Annotated in this window: 14 protein-coding genes; all 14 read right to left on the reverse strand. The window is 36.5% G+C overall.

The genetic code is table 11. The features are described 5' to 3' along the window. Window positions 1-157 precede the first annotated feature (157 nt). Window positions 158-1,027: a hypothetical protein gene (locus tag ACQKN3_RS15135; protein WP_427712922.1), complete on the reverse strand. Its 870-nt coding sequence runs from the start codon at window positions 1,025-1,027 to the stop codon at window positions 158-160. A 14-nt stretch (window positions 1,028-1,041) separates the two neighbouring features. Then, complete coding sequence (locus tag ACQKN3_RS15140) at window positions 1,042-1,641, reverse strand: hypothetical protein (protein ID WP_427712924.1); 600 nt, start codon at window positions 1,639-1,641, stop codon at window positions 1,042-1,044. 326 nt (window positions 1,642-1,967) lie between these two features. Then, window positions 1,968-2,429, reverse strand: coding sequence for a hypothetical protein (locus ACQKN3_RS15145; RefSeq protein ID WP_427712927.1), 462 nt, complete (start codon window positions 2,427-2,429; stop codon window positions 1,968-1,970). A 199-nt stretch (window positions 2,430-2,628) separates the two neighbouring features. Next, window positions 2,629-3,693, reverse strand: coding sequence for a diguanylate cyclase (locus ACQKN3_RS15150; protein WP_427712930.1), 1,065 nt, complete (start codon window positions 3,691-3,693; stop codon window positions 2,629-2,631). 115 nt (window positions 3,694-3,808) lie between these two features. Then, the gene (locus tag ACQKN3_RS15155) at window positions 3,809-6,682 is read right to left on the reverse strand and encodes a DUF5704 domain-containing protein (RefSeq protein ID WP_427712933.1); all 2,874 of its coding nucleotides are present in this window, start codon (window positions 6,680-6,682) and stop codon (window positions 3,809-3,811) included. 223 nt (window positions 6,683-6,905) lie between these two features. After that, window positions 6,906-7,979: an S-layer homology domain-containing protein gene (locus ACQKN3_RS15160; protein WP_427712936.1), complete on the reverse strand. Its 1,074-nt coding sequence runs from the start codon at window positions 7,977-7,979 to the stop codon at window positions 6,906-6,908. Window positions 7,980-8,201: 222 nt separating this feature from the next. Then, window positions 8,202-8,810 carry a hypothetical protein gene (locus ACQKN3_RS15165; protein ID WP_427712938.1) on the reverse strand — a complete coding sequence of 203 codons (609 nt, stop codon included), beginning with the start codon at window positions 8,808-8,810 and terminating at the stop codon, window positions 8,202-8,204. Window positions 8,811-8,853: 43 nt separating this feature from the next. Continuing rightward, entirely contained in the window at window positions 8,854-9,846 is a 993-nt protein-coding gene (locus tag ACQKN3_RS15170; RefSeq protein ID WP_427712941.1) for a hypothetical protein, read from the reverse strand. Continuing rightward, the gene (locus ACQKN3_RS15175) at window positions 9,833-10,384 is read right to left on the reverse strand and encodes a hypothetical protein (RefSeq protein ID WP_427712944.1); all 552 of its coding nucleotides are present in this window, start codon (window positions 10,382-10,384) and stop codon (window positions 9,833-9,835) included. Before ACQKN3_RS15175 ends, ACQKN3_RS15170 begins: the two co-directional genes overlap by 14 nt. A 21-nt stretch (window positions 10,385-10,405) precedes the next feature. Beyond that, complete coding sequence (locus tag ACQKN3_RS15180; protein WP_427712946.1) at window positions 10,406-10,717, reverse strand: hypothetical protein; 312 nt, start codon at window positions 10,715-10,717, stop codon at window positions 10,406-10,408. 147 nt (window positions 10,718-10,864) lie between these two features. Further along, window positions 10,865-11,335 (reverse strand): hypothetical protein, encoded by a 471-nt coding sequence (locus ACQKN3_RS15185; protein ID WP_427712949.1) that lies wholly within the window; start codon window positions 11,333-11,335, stop codon window positions 10,865-10,867. Window positions 11,336-11,493: 158 nt separating this feature from the next. Beyond that, window positions 11,494-13,560 carry a hypothetical protein gene (locus ACQKN3_RS15190; RefSeq protein WP_427712951.1) on the reverse strand — a complete coding sequence of 689 codons (2,067 nt, stop codon included), beginning with the start codon at window positions 13,558-13,560 and terminating at the stop codon, window positions 11,494-11,496. Beyond that, window positions 13,560-15,446, reverse strand: coding sequence for an ATPase, T2SS/T4P/T4SS family (locus tag ACQKN3_RS15195; protein WP_427712954.1), 1,887 nt, complete (start codon window positions 15,444-15,446; stop codon window positions 13,560-13,562). Before ACQKN3_RS15195 ends, ACQKN3_RS15190 begins: the two co-directional genes overlap by 1 nt. Beyond that, a complete protein-coding gene (locus tag ACQKN3_RS15200; protein ID WP_427712956.1) occupies window positions 15,443-16,264 on the reverse strand; it encodes a hypothetical protein in 822 nt (273 codons plus the stop codon). The genes ACQKN3_RS15195 and ACQKN3_RS15200 overlap by 4 nt, the downstream gene beginning before the upstream one ends. Window positions 16,265-16,270 lie beyond the last annotated feature (6 nt).

Genomic DNA, 16,270 nt, shown 5'->3' on the forward strand with positions numbered 1-16,270 from the left:
TGTATGTTAAGTGTGTATTTAAAGGCTTTTGTAAGCCGTTTTAAAGCACATAAAGTAAAAGGGTATAAGTTGTTCCCTTCTCCTTCAAAATCCTCCTGAAAATCAAAAATGAGAAGAATAAGGACGTTATGCCCTCGATTCTTCTCACTGTCTACTCTTATGCAAATGAACGTGTCAAATTGCGTTTTGCTTTTTGAGCTAGAATATTTCCGTACATATCCATTGCTCTTCGCTCTGCTTCCTCTGTCATAACCATAAAGTCTAAACGACGATCGATTACAATCTGACTTTCTGAAATAACACTTTTTGGAATAGCTCCAATTTCAACAAACCGAGTTAATTCAGTAAGTTTTGCCTTACCGTATTTAATGATAAAATCATCACCGTAAGTTTGAATGATAGCGTTAATATCCCATACCGGTTTATTAGCAACTTTGCTAACTGTGCCCATACTAGAAGTAAACTTCAGGTCCTTCATCATTTTAAACGGGCGCATGACGTTGGTATAATATTCATCCAACATCACATGACGCTCTTTGTTAAAAATGATTCGACGTACCAATTCCTCTGTCTCCAACCCATACATATCATCTGTCGCAGTAAATAATGAATTATTGAAGCTCTTTGCAAACTTGTTAGGACTAAAACGTACAAAGTATGTAGGCTTATATAGGTAATTACTGAAATCAGCAATATCAATACCGTCCTCTGCAAGTTTATCCTTATCTAAAGTAATTGCTTGAGATAAGGCTTCACTTCGTACAAATTCAAATACGCCCTCAATGAGTTTAGAATGGTTAGTATTTTTAATGTCCTTTGCAACAAACTTCGCGATGATCTTCTGACCTGCTAATGAATACTCGTGACGTTTTTCATCACTGCTGCTCAATAGAATGTCTTTCAATGCATCTTGTGCGGCAGTACCGTTCTTCTCGCAAGCAGAACGCTCGGCGTGTGCACCTGTTATTACATATTCTAATAAATCCTTCTCTGCTTGCTTTTCATCAAAAATTACGAACTTAGTCATTTTCAAATTCCTCCTTACGCGATCGACAGTGATAATACTTCTTCGAATGTAAACAAATTAAATTCCGTAGTAGGAACGAATACATCCATTTGGTATTTACACTCTTGAATAGCAGCTCCGACTTGCTCGAAAGTATCTAACTTGTCACGAGTTTGGAATTTGATCGACGTGTCCATTAATAAGCAAGCTAAATTACGATTTGAAGCAACATTGAAAATGCGTGCATCTTCTGTTTTCCCCCAATTCGTATCTTCTGCTATCATGTTTTGGCATTTGGCCACTGAATAGTCTTCTAACTCTACATCAAACTGCAGCATACGGAAATTCACGTTGTAGCGACTAAATGCAGTTTCTAAAATAGCGCGAATACCGTCCATTTGCCCTTCAATGCACACACGATAAATTTTTGAACCTTCTGTTAAAGGTTTGAACTTGAAAATTAAAGGTTGTTTGTCTCCAGGATTGACAAATGGACTGTTATAAACTAAGAATCCATCTTTATTTAAAGCGAAATTTAAACCTTTTAATTCTTTTGTAATGTCCTCGAAAGTTTTTCCTTCAATACACATTACGACCTCTACTTTCGTTTGAATTGATAAATTTTGGTTGTTCATTGGTTGGTTGGCTCCTTCTTGAATAATTAATAAATTAAAAAAAGAGCTTATTACGACCTAATAAAATGCTGAAAATGACGTTTGAAGACATAAAAAAAACAGCCAATCAGGTAGAATTTTAAATTTGGACATAGTTATCCAAAGTTATAAAATCCAACCCAAAGGCTGTTGTAAGTTCAAAGTCACTCGATTACTACATTTGAAACATCAAAATATGGTTTCAAAAGGTATCGGCATAATAAAAGAAAGTAAAAAGCTATACCTTTATATTAACAACAAACAGCTTATAACACAATACAATATGTGCTATAAGCTGTCTGATTGATTTAATTACTTTCAGATTTAAACGTTATAAAATCATATAGCGATGTTTTACTGTCGTCTGTTAGCAATCGGTATTCATCGTCCGTTAAAACGATTTGAGTGTCTTCATCATGTAAGGCTTCGATAAAAGGAAATTCTAATGAACCTGCCTGTTCATTTTTATATCGAATATGATACACACGTTCTTCATCCTCTACACGACTAATTTTCTTAAATTGCTTATTTTCTAAGCTAAATTTAAGATCGTCGGTTTTTGGATACATAAAAATTTTCGTTGCTAAAATATAAGCACAAAAAATATTGTTACTAGAGCTATTATCAGCTCTACACTTTGTACGAATAAACTGATAAGAGCAATGAACGACTGCATTTTTGACATTATCATAGTTCAACCCTGTACGATAGCCAGGCGGAGTTAAAACAACATCTTTTACAATCTCATTAGTCGGTATTGTATATTTCATACTAAAATTCCCCCCGGAACTATAATGAAAGTTTTAACTAGTATATATTGTATCACTAACTATATTTCGTTAGTTCTAATTTACTAACAATTTGCAATATATACAACATTAAATGAAAGATATACAAATATTGGACATAAGTATACATAATTTTACACTTTATGAAATATTATTGTCCTTTTATTTTTCAGAAATTTCCTTAATCTTTGTATATAACTTTGTTCTTACCTGTAGTTTTTGCTTGATACATACGCATATCTGCAACCTTTACTGTTCTTTTTGCTAATTCATTCATAGGTACGTCTTGAATTTCAGTAGAATTTGCCACGCCAATACTTAGCGTTACATTTAGTTCGGCCTCTACCTTTTCCCGAATTTTCTCAGCAAGAATTGCAGTTTCTTTTAATGGTAAGATTGAAATTACAACGATTTCCTCTCCACCATATCGGCAGCAATAGGCAACATTTTTCGCCAATTCTTTTATTACCCGTCCTGTACCAATTAAAACATTATCACCATGTTCGTGCCCCATTGTATCATTCAACTTCTTAAAATTGTCTATATCACAGAAAATAATCGAAATTGGTTGTTTGGCTACAAGCTGCGCGGATTTTTTTTGTAAAAATCCTTTGTTAAATAGCCCTGTCAAAGCATCAGTCATAGAATTGATACCCGCATTTTTCAATAGATTTACGACACGATCAAAGTAACGAACTGCTTCATATAGTAGTAAAGATACTAATACTAATGAGAATAATAATGCTGCTGGCGGTCCTATAAATACGATGCCTAACACTATTAATAAAGATATAATAACATAAAATACTACTCGTACATATTGTAGAGTATTCTTAGCACGACCTTGTAAAAACATCCAAATCGACACTAGAAATAAAGTGATGGAAATTATAAAGCCTGCAGCGAGTTCCGATACAAGCAAAGTTAGGACAGTTACGCCGGTAAGTACCATGATAGGTAAACTCTCCGATCGTGTACGTTTTTCCGCAAGCCAGTACACTGCTAATGTCAAAGCCAATACACTTAATAAAGCAATGTGCTGTGTGCGGCTCCAAAATAACCGCTCACCTGTGTGCCAGTATAAAGGTAATGCAATAATTGTTATAAGGGCAAAGGCGAAGGTTAAATATAAATCCGTTTTAATATTGGTCTTAAAGTAAATCCGTGTTGATACAACCGTTAATAATAGCAGTAAAATTGCTACGTTCAGCAAAGGGATTGTTGAAATGTCATATGTAATATTCATTAGTTTCTCCTTGTTAGTCCAAAACTTAGATTTTTGATCTACAACTTATTTTCTTAAAAATAGCCCCTCCTACTATGAAATAATAAGTAGAAGGGGCTGAAATTGTTTACTGTATTTAGTGCGTAACGGAACTATTAAAGTCATTTTGTGATGATTGATCACCATGGTAATAAGCAACATCACCATCTTTAGAAGTAAATGTGTTGCCAAATGCGGCAACGAATGAACGTTTGAAGCCTTCCATTGTGTACCATTGGTTGACTAACGGTGCATTAATGTACTGTAAGCGCGGGTTATCAAGATCGCCTGAATCAAGGGATTCGATGTCGAAATTGACGATAATATAGCCATCATTTAGGAATACGGCATTATTACCGCTTAATCCTTCGCTACTTTGTCCTGTTGCACTTAAAGATTTACCTTTTTCCACTGCATATACGTTTGATGGAATACTGTACTCACCATACCATGCTTGCTGTGAAGCAACAGCATCCGATGGAGGTACCATTGTATTAGCAGGTACTTCATTTTCTTCTGGACCGATAAATGTACGGAGCTTCCAATTTAGAATTTGCCAACCATAAGGGCCAGTAGTTTGTTCCTCTTTAGAGAAAGAACGTAAATACTTACGAGCAAATGATGTAGCATAGTAATCTTTCGTTAATTCTTCCATACCATCGTAAATATCAGCATGACGATAATAATAATCAGCGTTTGCCATCAGTTCAGTTTCAGTAATGTTACGTTGTGCATCATTTAGCACAACTTGTCGATAAGTCTTATCCTGTTCAGAGCCTACTTTTACAAAGTTATTTGTAACCTCGTGATAGTATAAATCAACCTCACGTCTATTCGAACCGTCTTTATTTACAAAGTAGAATGTCGGCTTAATGCGAATTGCATCATTATCAGCTTGCATGTTTCCTTTTGTTTTAAGATCAAAACGGAAAGTGTAACCTTTTTTAATCGCTACATTCGTATAGCCATTCGGATGCGAACTATGATTTACAGGTAAAACAAATTGACTATCTAAGTTTCGACTATCGCCATCAATACCATTACTGCCAACGAAATAGCGTGTGTTATTTAACGTAAAGCCATCAGAAGTTCTAAATACGTCTTGCCAGTTGTAATCTGTAATATCAGTTACATTGAAATCATATAAACGACCCACTACATCAATTTTAATGTTGTCTGTCGCAGTATGGGCAGCTGATTGGTGACCTGCTACAACACCATTAGGAATGGTCACGTTTGCTTCGTGTTCTTCCCCTCCGTTAGCTGCTGGAGCATTTTCAGCGATTGTTTTGAAATCTACTGTATAACGTCCTTCAGGAACCCAAACTGGTAAAAAGAATTTTACATCTATTATATCAACAGGAATGTTAATCCATGTATTAGCCGGATAGAAACGCTGCTTTGTTTCCGAATAAACGTCAAATGGGAATCGAACCAATTTTTCACGAGTCCATTTAGCATAATCTCTATTTCCATATCCTGGTATATTTCGATGCTGTCCTTTTGTTGGCATACTTATTGTAAATGGTCTGTCCAAAACAAACGCCGCAATTTCTGTGTCATTATTTACAGGATTAGATCGAGTAGGCGGATTTGTCCGCTGGTCATGTTCTTTATCGTCCGTCGCCTTTGCATAAATAACAACAGGCGTGTGTACCGTAACATGGTTGACGTTAAACGGGAAATTCACTGGATTTTGACCATTAATATTAACTACGGACCTATAATGCATCGTCCCAGTACTTGGTGCTTCAAAATAGTTCGTTTTGTTGGAATCAATTAATAAGTTTTCCCTTTTCAACTCAACCATTCTTGGAGCTGGTATTGTACTTGGTCTTGGTCCGCTTGTTGTAGCTAAACTATTACTCATAATAGTAGAACCTTTAAACGTTGCAAGGTCATTTCTAACTTGTGTCAGACCTGTAGCGGATTCTGCTGCTGCTTTAGCTTCTCCATAAAAACTAGGTGCAGACGAACCATTAATACTTTCCGATGGTAATACAACCGTCGGACAAGGAGCTGGGAATACGTGATTATTTTGAAATTTATCTGTTGAAGCAGTTGCACTAACATTTAGATTTGCTGGCATGTTTACTTCGCCATTAGGCAAAGCGTAATTCTTCATTGTTGCGCTATCTAACTGAGATAACCAATATGTGATTACTTCCCAATAAGCCCAATCTCGTGTAACGGTAACTGTTTCACTTTCTGTTGTTGTGCTGAGATACTCTTGATCCCCTACAAACCAATTTAAATTAAATGTCTTTGTAGCGGTAATCTGATAAGCAACTATGCCGGTATTATTTTCAAAATTTAACCCGTAAATATACTCTTCACTCCGCGCATTCGTTTTCAATAATTCACTGGTCGGAATGCCTTGCGTAACATTAAACTGACCATTATTCGAATTAATTTCTCCGCTCGGTCGTGGAGAGTTGACTCCATCCCTTATACTTCCTCCACTACCTTGATAAATAATGTTGAAACTACAGGATGGCCAAGCATTATTACCAGGAACCGTTATTGGCGGTGGTGGCGGTGGTGGTGGACAATTCCCTAACTCTTCACATGTCGGTTCTCCCCCGCCACCTGGAGGTGAAATTACCGGACCCCCATCTTCAACAATAGTTATAGTCAAAGTTAGGTCGAAATCTAAATTATTATAATATCCTCCGCGTTCTTCTGCTCGACAAGGGTGCCATTTTCTTTCACCAGTTGAAGAAACATCTCTTTTTGAACCAGCTTGATAAACTAAACTTTCGCCTGTACTAACAGCAGCTTGGTAAATGGCTTCTGCTTCGGAAGAGGAATAGCCATCAGACCTTAAGCTGTTAATAATTTCTGTTCTATATTCCGAAGGTGAATAACGTTTATCACGTCCACTGTCAGAAGTTTGAACAGATCGCCCTTTTTCAAAAGTACCATTAACGCAAACTAACTCATATGCACTCCAACCCGTTCGCCCCGGCATTTCCCCACCGGAATCTACGTATCGTAAAATATCTGCAACGGTTTGAGGACCAGGGTTTTGTCCGGGGTCATGGGCTAATACATTTCGAATAACATAAGTGCCAGGTGCTAAGGTGGTCGAAGCTTTTACAAAATTAGTTTCTATACCTAATGAATTAAAAAGTATGGTCAGTATTAAAAATAAAAATGCTATTCTTTTTACTTTCATATATTAGCTCCTAAACCTAAAAAGTTCTAAAGCTAATATATAAGCGATCTTCTTCATAATTGAAATACATGGCGAATTTTACAGGGTCATCTTCTGTTGAAGTAATGGCAATACCCTCTAAAGTAACTTTATTTATCATGGATATAACATCTGCAGTTGGCTTTTGAATACGTTTAGAAATATTTCTTATAAAATTGTCCATTCCTACATTTGAAATTGTAGGTGTTGAACTATTTGCATCTAAACTTTGTCGTCCATGAAATAAAGCATAAACTGCTTTAGCATCCTTAGTTGCTGCTGCTCTATCCGTATAGCCCTTTGGTAAAGGAACTTTTTCACCCGCTAAACCATATTTTTGTGGCTCTAATAAACTAACAATCTGTTTGTAGTTTAAGTTATCTATTTCTTCTTGAGACATTTTTGAAATATCTTCAATAGTGATAGTATTTGCTTCTTTAAATTTTTGCGCTCGGTGCATAAATACAGCATAATGTGCGCGTGTCAACGAAGCATTTTCTCTGAATGTCTTATCTTCATATCCAGTAGTAACACCATTGTTATACAATGCACTTACATACTTTGCATTCGCTTTTGATACATCTGTTAATGGATTCGTCCCCGTTGTATCTAGGTCATATGCAATAGCCAAAATTTTTGCCATTTCCCCACGCGTTAAAGCTTTGTTCGGGTTAATATTGCCCTTTGAATCGACAGCTAATATTCCCGCTTCCATAAGCTTTTTAATATCGTTGTAATAAGCGTTGTTTGTAGATAAATCTTTCGGTGCTTTAAAAGTCGTTGTTTTTGGTAATCTATCAATTGCGCGACTGATTAATGCAGCCGCATGTTTACGAGAGATCGTTTCGCTAGGTTTAAACGTACCATCCTCATATCCACTAATAATTCCACTTTGAGCCATTTCATGAATGATATCGTAATAAACGTTCTTTTTCGATACGTCACTAAATGTCTTAGCGTATGTAGTAGCAGCCTCTACTTGATTTGATGTGCTGTCATAAGGAATAACGAAAGCCGGTGTAGCAATTGCTAACGCAAGTGTAGATAATAAAAGTTTGTTGCTGTTTTTCATGTTAATTTCCTCCAACTGTTTGTTTTTCGAAACGTTTTTTTATCACCTTCTTTTTAAGGGGCAATCTGCCTGATATTGTATTACTGATTGTGATATGTGTGATAGTGATTGATTTGTTGTGCCGAACGAACGGCTTTAGTGTGTAAATCAATAATATCGTAAAATAGCTAAAGTGTCAAGTTTTAGTTATTAAAATTAAATACAAAAACTTATCATCTTTCACTAAATCAACTCAAACCTATGTGTACCAAGCTTTGAAACATCCACCCAAATATCTAATTCGGTTAAATGAATTATGTTTGCATGTACTTTATCGTAAAAATACGGCACATTTGCAGTTAAATTATAAAATGTCCCATTCGTATACACTTTTTCATTGTTCGCTACTGTGATATGACCAATGATAAATTTCACTGCTTCTAATGATGAAATATAGCTATCTTTGCCAATTCGGTAACGAACAATATCAGGATTTTCTTTATGAGGTATCACTTCAAGGACTTTTAAAGTCGCCCCTTCCTTCACAATGCGCTGTACTAAGCCTGTACGAGTACAAACTTTCGCATCCGCTAACAGCTCTATTCTTCCAAAAGTAATGCGCGGGTTATGGTGAGCAACTTGTTGTACATAAAGTTTGCTATCTAACTGCATAACGTCTTCTTCACGATCTAAATACACGACTTGGTGAGAAGTACCTCTGGCAACATGTTCATTTTTCACTTTCACTAATTCACTGTGCTTCAGTTCAAACAGGCTTGTGTCGTACGGAAAAATAATTTTGGCAAAAGGTACTTGGATATAATGATTCGTTAAACTAATTGGTGCTTCCATTGAAATTCCTCCCTAACATCATATTGTTTGTTTTTTTTATCTTTTATTGATACTGATTCACGCATGAAAGTTCGCTATATCCGTTTTTAGCAGCATCTTTTTTACTGCTGTAAAGTTCAGTAGCTTGATATGGAAAATTACATGATTCGTACCAAAAACGTTTATGTCCATCCACTATACCGGCCATAATACGATCTTTACGATCAAGCCGAGTGCCGACAAAAGCAAATTCATTATATTGTTGGTCATTCAGCATATATTGATAGCCTTGGAAGAAAGCAAAAACACCGATATTATCAACTGTGTTATACCAATCTTCCTTTTCAATAAGCGGCATTGTAAATGTATAAGTAACATCTAAAGATTTTGTATAAACATTGTGCTTATTTACGTAATAAGCAATATTCTCTTGCAATGTATTAACAATCATTTGTGTTCGCTCTTTTTCAAACGTATCTTCATCCTTTAATAAAGGAATCGTAATTTCTTCGTCTGCGGCCAGTTCTCCACGTTTACCGTCGTACCATTCTTTTAATGTACTGTCGTAAATTTCAACCGTATCATCAATCGTGAAGTTAATAATGTTCCCTTCACTATCCGTATAGCTGAAAGGGATTTTTGGTAGCCATGTACGTTCATTTATAACATTGCCATCTGCATCTTTATATTCTTTGTACACGTTCAGCAGTAAGCCATCGTAATCCAAAACTGCAAATACAGGTACATATCGCTCTAAAACATTTACAGAAACACCATCTTGCACTTGATAATTTGCAGCTAATGAATGGATAAATGTTTCATAAGCAAGCTGTGGATCGCTTGGACTGATTTTATAGGAGTGGTAGCCTGCTTCTAGTTTTGGCACAACATTTGTAGAGAGCACATTAATTGCGTCGTGAGCAGATACAGTTAAGGACCATTCATTATGATGATTCATTTCAACAAAATCGGTTGTCTTTTCCGCTTTCATTTGAATAAAGAAGAAAGCTGGTAATGCAACAATCAAAAATACAATGATATAATCAGTAATCTTCATTTAGTATCATGCCTCCGTATGGTACAGAAACGACAACCTCATTATCTTTTGTAATAGCTCCCGTTAAGAAATCTAAAACCATAGTTGATTTAAACTTTGTTTTGTTCTCAACGTATAAACTGAAGAAATCACCGTTTTCTAGCTTGTATGTACGTTGTTCAATACTTTTGGTTGGATCACCATAGAGCACATCTAAAATTTGTGTTTCGTAATATTCGCTATAGTGTACTTGATATTCCCTTGTAAATGAATTTGGATTAGCCGGGTCCGAATAAACTGGCACGTACAATTTATGTTTGTGCGTCATTTCAACGTCATACAGCACATCCCCTATAATTAATTTCTTTTGAAAATCTTCATACATCTGAGGTGTAATGTAACCTTTCATGCGTACATTATCGACGAATGCCGTAACGGTTTCATACGTATTTAAGTAAGCCAAATCCTCTTGCTTTTTGTAAATTTGATAGGTTGGCACATAGTACAACACCAATATTGCTAAAATGACAGCAAATAATTTGGATATAGCATTTGGCATTCCTTATACATTCCTCTCTACTTAATTAATTGTTGTAAAGTCGATCATCGTCATTTTCCCATTGGTATCGTAACTTACTGATTGAGTATATTTTCTGTACTTATTAATTGTATCGCCAAGACGAATTACATCAGCGTCTGTTCTAAATGAAACGCCATTTACTCTGATTTCCACATCGTCTTCAGTTAGACGATATAATTTACCAACAACCTGTGCCCCCGTCCATGCAACATCTTCCTCATTCGGAATATCTCGCTGGATAGAGTACACAGTTGCTTGTGACGGAGCAATCTCGTCAAATGCAGGTGCTATGTCGGTTGTTTGGTAAATCATATAGACTAAAGCTGCCAAGAATACTATCGTGGCAAAGGCTAATTCTATTACTCCTATTACTGATTTGTTCATAAAAAGTAGGGAATGATGCCGCCACCACATAAGTAGCAACGTCATTCCCAATACCCCCCTTTTTTTTAAGAAAGATTATTTTTGTTGAGTGAATTTGATTGCACGAATAACACCGTTACTATCTCTATCTACTATTGACTCGAAAGTTCCTGATGGATTGATATAGTTGTTATCTGTTACTGTGCTAGTTAAAGTTAAATCTTGAGTAGTAGATTCTGTTAATTTATCAGATGCGAATTCAGAGTAGTACCATACACCCGCGCCGTTGTTTTTACCTGTTTCAACATAAAGACCGATTGTTTGAGTTTTACCGTCTTTTTCAAATTTACGTAAAGCGTTTACTACTTGGCTTCCTGAAATTACAGTGTTGTCATAGATTAAGTACTTTTGATCTTTTAGTTCTGTTGTTGTGTTCGAGAAATCTGTTGTTGCTGTTTTTGTTGCGTCTGTTGCTGGGCTGAAAGCATTTACTGCTAAACCGATTAAAGCTAATACTAAGAATAATGCTGCACCAAATTTGAGGGCAGTTGATACCGTTTCTGACATAAGATGAATTCTCCATTCTGTTTTTTAATTTCGTAGATTTAAAGGACTTTGTTAAAAAAAGGAGGGATTATTCTGTCCTCTAAAGCCACTTTTAATAAATAATTTAATTGGTTTGCATTGAATCGAATCTATTCGTAGCCGTTCAATGCAAGCCGGTATTATAAGAAAGGTTGCATTGTATCTGTTGTTTTAATTAAAGAAATGTAAATCAATGGAATTACTAGGTATAAAAACACTAATACCATGACTGGAGCTAAACCAACATAGCCGCCAATGATTCCCTTACTATCGACTGAGCGATTTTGTTCTTCTTTACGTTGGTTAAAATAAAATTCTCTTTCAATGTCAATGTCGTCAAATGCCTCTTGAATCGAGATACGAATGATAGATAACCGTAAACGTTCAACAATTTGCTGGAAACCTTCAAAACTAATATCTTTTCCTAGTTTGTCGAGTGCTTCATCCGGGCCGGCATCAAAGTTTTGCAAAGCAATTTGAACGGGCTCTTTGAAAACAATCGAGAAACGTTCAATCCATTCAAGGATTTTATAAACACTCATTGATTCAAATTCTTTTAAAATACTGATTAAAATTAAGTGTTGGTATACTTCAATCTCCATATCTTTAAAGCGTAAATAACGTTTAAGTTGAAGATTCCAGATAGGAGCGTATGAAGCAGCGAAAGCAATGGCTATCGCTATTACAAACTCCCACCATTTCAGGTAAGCATTTTTCACAACAATCCATTTTTCAGCAATACGGTCATAAGCGATATTTACCTTTGGATCTTTTTCATCAACCCCCAGCTGTGCTGCTAGGTATGACTTCATTTCAGCCTCTGTAACCGTAGTATCTGATTTTTGAATCTCTTCGATCACTCGCTTATCGAATGCCGTTTGTTCTTTTAAAATGCCTTTTTCTTCATCTGACAGCTCGCCCGCAAATAGTGTAGAAGGAAGTGAACTATTTAAAACGCTCTTTTCTTCACGAAGATGGGCAAAAATCAACCCGCCTGTTAAGAAAATGACTACCGATAAAGTGATTAGAATGCGGTGAAGCATTAACCAATCAATTTTTAATGGTGAATTGGCATCTTTAATTAACTGTTGTAACTGAAAGTGCTTTTTCGTATAAGGCGTTGGTGACAAGGCCTTACAGATTTTTTCAACGAATGGTACCCGTTTGAAAATCTTTTCTTCCCAAAATACTCGTTTCACACCCATTGAATTAGATGTTTCATGAATTTCACGCATTTTACGGATAACCAAGTAACAAACTAATGCTGTAGCATATACTGCAACTTCACATACAAAGCCGATACGAGAATCATAGAAACTTTGCATGATTGGGAATTTATCAATCGCCCAGTTTTTAATTGGTAGGGCGAAGAAAATTGGAACGATTGTTAATGTACTAAGGCTGCGTAATTGGTACGACAGCTTATTACGATATAAAATTTCGCTATTTAATTCTTCATTAATAGCAGATAAACCACGTAAGTAAGCACTGCCCTTTTCCGAAAACTTATCGCCTTGCTCTTTTACAAGTAAACTAAGTCCCGCGATAACTTTTAAAAATCGAGTTGGCGCAACTTCCTCGTATTTCGCTAATTCCTTTTCAGGCTCTAGCGAAGTAAGAATGTCGTAAATACGCTCAGCTTGAATTTTCATTTCCGGTCCAACCTGTGCCGTTGCATCAAATATGGCATCGTCTACCATTTTTGTTTGTTGGTAATAGAAACGCACGCGGTTGTTGAACGCTTTAAGTTGTTGTAGTAATCGCATTTCTACTCGGTGTACGAAGAAATCAATTAGTGCACCACTTAGGAAAACTAAACCTAGAAGGATCCAAAAGACTACCATTACACTTGGTCGTACAAGTACGAGTAAAATTACAACGATTAAAATGACACTTAAAATTGTAAATACGACCTTCATTACTTCTCGTCGTAACGTATATTCATCGTAAATCGATAGTGTTTCTAAACGTTTACGGATACGAAGAACAACTTTACGAACTCCTGGTATACGGATTAATTGGTTGTAGCCCTTTTGCGCATAGATATTGAAGGTTGCATTTTTATTATTACTTCTATTTTGGCCTAGCACCTTACGCTTATTGTTTTTGTCGCGTTGGCTCATAGCAAGGAAGTAAGCTAACACAATTAAGAAGCCAGCTAAGCCTATCGCGACAAAGTATTGTGACAAGCCTGCTAACGTTGCCATTATGCCGATGCCCCCCAATATTTATTGATAAACTGCGTAAATTCTTCACGTTCATCAGTTGTTAATCGCTGCATGATTTCTTTCTGACGCTCTTCTGAAATAGGATTTACAGCAACATACTCACCATTTTGGTACTCGATAATGTTGCGGCTAGTGAAGTGTTTACGTTGCGTTTGCTGACGTAGGAAAGTTGTTCCTAAGTTTAATAGCGTGTCAATTTTTTCTTCACGAGTGTTTTGCCCTTTTGCAAGAGCAGCCATTACAAGCCCTTCATCCTCGTATTCGATTGGAATACATTCAGTAATACGTTCGATGTAACGTGTGCCATCTACTTCTGCAGTTAAATGAATATCGAACTCTAAAACACTTACTACTTGCTGCTCGGCAATCGATTCACTTGAGAAGTTACCGGCTTTTAGTAGCGAGTTACGCAATGCATAAACTAAATTCGAGAATGTTTTGGCATGGTGCGTAAATAAAGTAAATAGTGAAGCAACTTGTGCTGATTGAATCATCCAACTTGCTACTGGGTCTGTTGCAACCTCACCTAAAATCGTAACGTCACCGTCCGTTTTCTTCTGAAGGTCTAGACCATCTTGCCCGGAAACTAAATCTGTTTCTTGGAAAGATAAAATATTTCGGTTTGGATAAAGCGTACGTAAGTTAAGCTCAAAGCTCGTTTCTTGAATACGCAAGTTTAAAGCAGTATGGATATGTTGAATCATTGCCATTAATAGAGTCGTCTTACCACTACCTTGAGCACCTGTAACGGCACAAGTTCGGTTACCCTTCATTAAGTATTTCAACGTATCTATTGCAAGTACATTACGTGGTGCAGTAATTAGCTGCTCTAAAGTAAGTAATTTCGCATCAAACTTTTTACGAATGAAGAATGCCCAGCTCTCCGAAAATTTTGGGCGCATAACTGTGACACGAGATCCATCGTACATCTCATTAATAATGTAAGGGCGGCTCTCAGATAATTGACCAGGATAGCCGAACTTATAAATGTTCGTTACTACTCGGCGCAGTTCACTTTCATGTCCAAATGATAGGAACGATAAATGAATACTTTTACCTTTATACATCACCCATGCACTATTTAAGCTCGTGCCTTTTTGCTCCATTGCTTTTTCAAGCATTTGAGGTACGTGAGTCATTGCATTTACACGATCCGGTAAGCCAGAAACACCGCCTGACACCCCATCAATCGCCATATCGCGAATTTCATCAACAATACCAAAGCCTTTAAATTGCGAATAAATGATTTGAGTAACAACTCGTAGCTTATCCTCAAATTGCACTTTACGGCCACGAACAACGTCTTTGTACATACGTTCCACATCAAGAATCGTAATGCGGTAACTGCCATCTTCCTTCGGTTCAGCAAGTTTATACGTTTCAGCTAAGTAGCCAAAACCTTTATTGCCATGCTTTTTACCTGATAAGTACAGTAATGTTTCGAATTTTTCACGAACAGACATTTCAGCAGGTGAATCGTAAGGGATAACCCAATCAATATTTTCCTCATTGATGCCGTACTCCGTTTGTAACAATTCGAAAATATACTCACGTACATAGATTTTTGAAGATAAATCACCTGTATTACAGTTTTTTAAAGCTTCGCGTAGTTCTTCACGGCGACGAGCTTTACGTTTGAACTCGTCTTCAGTGAGATTCATGGAGTATAAGTTCACAGTAGTAATTTCAGTCATACGCTTTTTAATGAAATCTAATAATGCCTCTTGCGTATACAAAGCACGATTGTCCTCTGACTTTTTATTAAAAATGTTCAAGTTTTTTTGCTGAACAAAACGTAATGCAATAATAAAGAGGATAAAGGCAACAATTATACAAATAATTGATATGTTTACCCAAAAGCTCATTCGTCCTCGTCCTCCTCTACATCACCATTCCTAGTAAAGCCGAATGATTTTGTAATGTGATGATTGATTTTACGAAGTGCTTTAATGTAATCATGGCTTGGATTTTCTTTGTCCGTATATGCCATGTAGTTACGGTAGAAATATTCAGCCAGTTGTAAAGTATTCGTTGCGTCTTTAAATGGCACCGAATACGGTACTTCAAAAATTGGTACATTCACTTTATAAAGTCGTTTGATTTTATTTAAAGAGAATGAAGACGTTTTATCGTAAGAACTAATCAAAATGATGTAATTACGCCCTTTTAAAACTTCCGGGAAGTCTTCACCGCTAAAGAAGCGGTCCAATACATAACGATTTTGCGGTAAATTGACGAGTGTTAAGTCTGCTTTTTCCATCAAGCTGATTGTTAAAGCATTACGTCCTCCGCTATGTGCATCAACCCATACGAAATCGTAGGCTTGTGCAGCTGTTAATAATAAGCGCTCGGTTTGTTCAATATCTGCACTGAACTGTTTGCGACCGCCGAGAAGGTCTAAAGAATTTTGATAAACCGTTTCTGTATAATCACGAACGGCATCCGATTTTAATAAATTACTTTTATTAAGTCGCTCTAACGCGGCAATACCCGAATCCTCAAAGCCTTTTGCTATGTTCACTTTTCCGAAAAGTGACTCTAGCGAAGAAAATGTTAATTGAGTATGCGTAATTAGGTTTGTATAGTCATTTCCCATCGCATGTAAAGAGGCCAGCGACGATATATTTGACGTCGTATTAGCTTGACCATGAATTGGCGACCATGACAGGATCGTTTTACCCATGAGCTA

The organism is Solibacillus sp. NPDC093137, from assembly GCF_050280445.1.
GTDB lineage: Bacteria > Bacillota > Bacilli > Bacillales_A > Planococcaceae > Solibacillus > Solibacillus isronensis_B.

Excerpts from the sequence above, each read along its gene's own strand:
- ACQKN3_RS15170 (WP_427712941.1), bottom strand. The coding sequence starts at position 9,846 with ATGAAGATTACTGATTATATCATTGTATTTTTGATTGTTGCATTACCA.
- ACQKN3_RS15185 (WP_427712949.1), bottom strand. The coding sequence starts at position 11,335 with ATGTCAGAAACGGTATCAACTGCCCTCAAATTTGGTGCAGCATTATTC.
- ACQKN3_RS15135 (WP_427712922.1), bottom strand. The coding sequence starts at position 1,027 with ATGACTAAGTTCGTAATTTTTGATGAAAAGCAAGCAGAGAAGGATTTA.
- ACQKN3_RS15150 (WP_427712930.1), bottom strand. The coding sequence starts at position 3,693 with ATGAATATTACATATGACATTTCAACAATCCCTTTGCTGAACGTAGCA.
- ACQKN3_RS15190 (WP_427712951.1), bottom strand. The coding sequence starts at position 13,560 with ATGGCAACGTTAGCAGGCTTGTCACAATACTTTGTCGCGATAGGCTTA.
- ACQKN3_RS15155 (WP_427712933.1), bottom strand. The coding sequence starts at position 6,682 with ATGCCGGGGCGAACGGGTTGGAGTGCATATGAGTTAGTTTGCGTTAAT.
- ACQKN3_RS15180 (WP_427712946.1), bottom strand. The coding sequence starts at position 10,717 with ATGATTTACCAAACAACCGACATAGCACCTGCATTTGACGAGATTGCT.
- ACQKN3_RS15195 (WP_427712954.1), bottom strand. The coding sequence starts at position 15,446 with ATGAGCTTTTGGGTAAACATATCAATTATTTGTATAATTGTTGCCTTT.
- ACQKN3_RS15160 (WP_427712936.1), bottom strand. The coding sequence starts at position 7,979 with ATGAAAAACAGCAACAAACTTTTATTATCTACACTTGCGTTAGCAATT.
- ACQKN3_RS15175 (WP_427712944.1), bottom strand. The coding sequence starts at position 10,384 with ATGCCAAATGCTATATCCAAATTATTTGCTGTCATTTTAGCAATATTG.
- ACQKN3_RS15200 (WP_427712956.1), bottom strand. The coding sequence starts at position 16,264 with ATGGGTAAAACGATCCTGTCATGGTCGCCAATTCATGGTCAAGCTAAT.
- ACQKN3_RS15145 (WP_427712927.1), bottom strand. The coding sequence starts at position 2,429 with ATGAAATATACAATACCGACTAATGAGATTGTAAAAGATGTTGTTTTA.
- ACQKN3_RS15140 (WP_427712924.1), bottom strand. The coding sequence starts at position 1,641 with ATGAACAACCAAAATTTATCAATTCAAACGAAAGTAGAGGTCGTAATG.
- ACQKN3_RS15165 (WP_427712938.1), bottom strand. The coding sequence starts at position 8,810 with ATGGAAGCACCAATTAGTTTAACGAATCATTATATCCAAGTACCTTTT.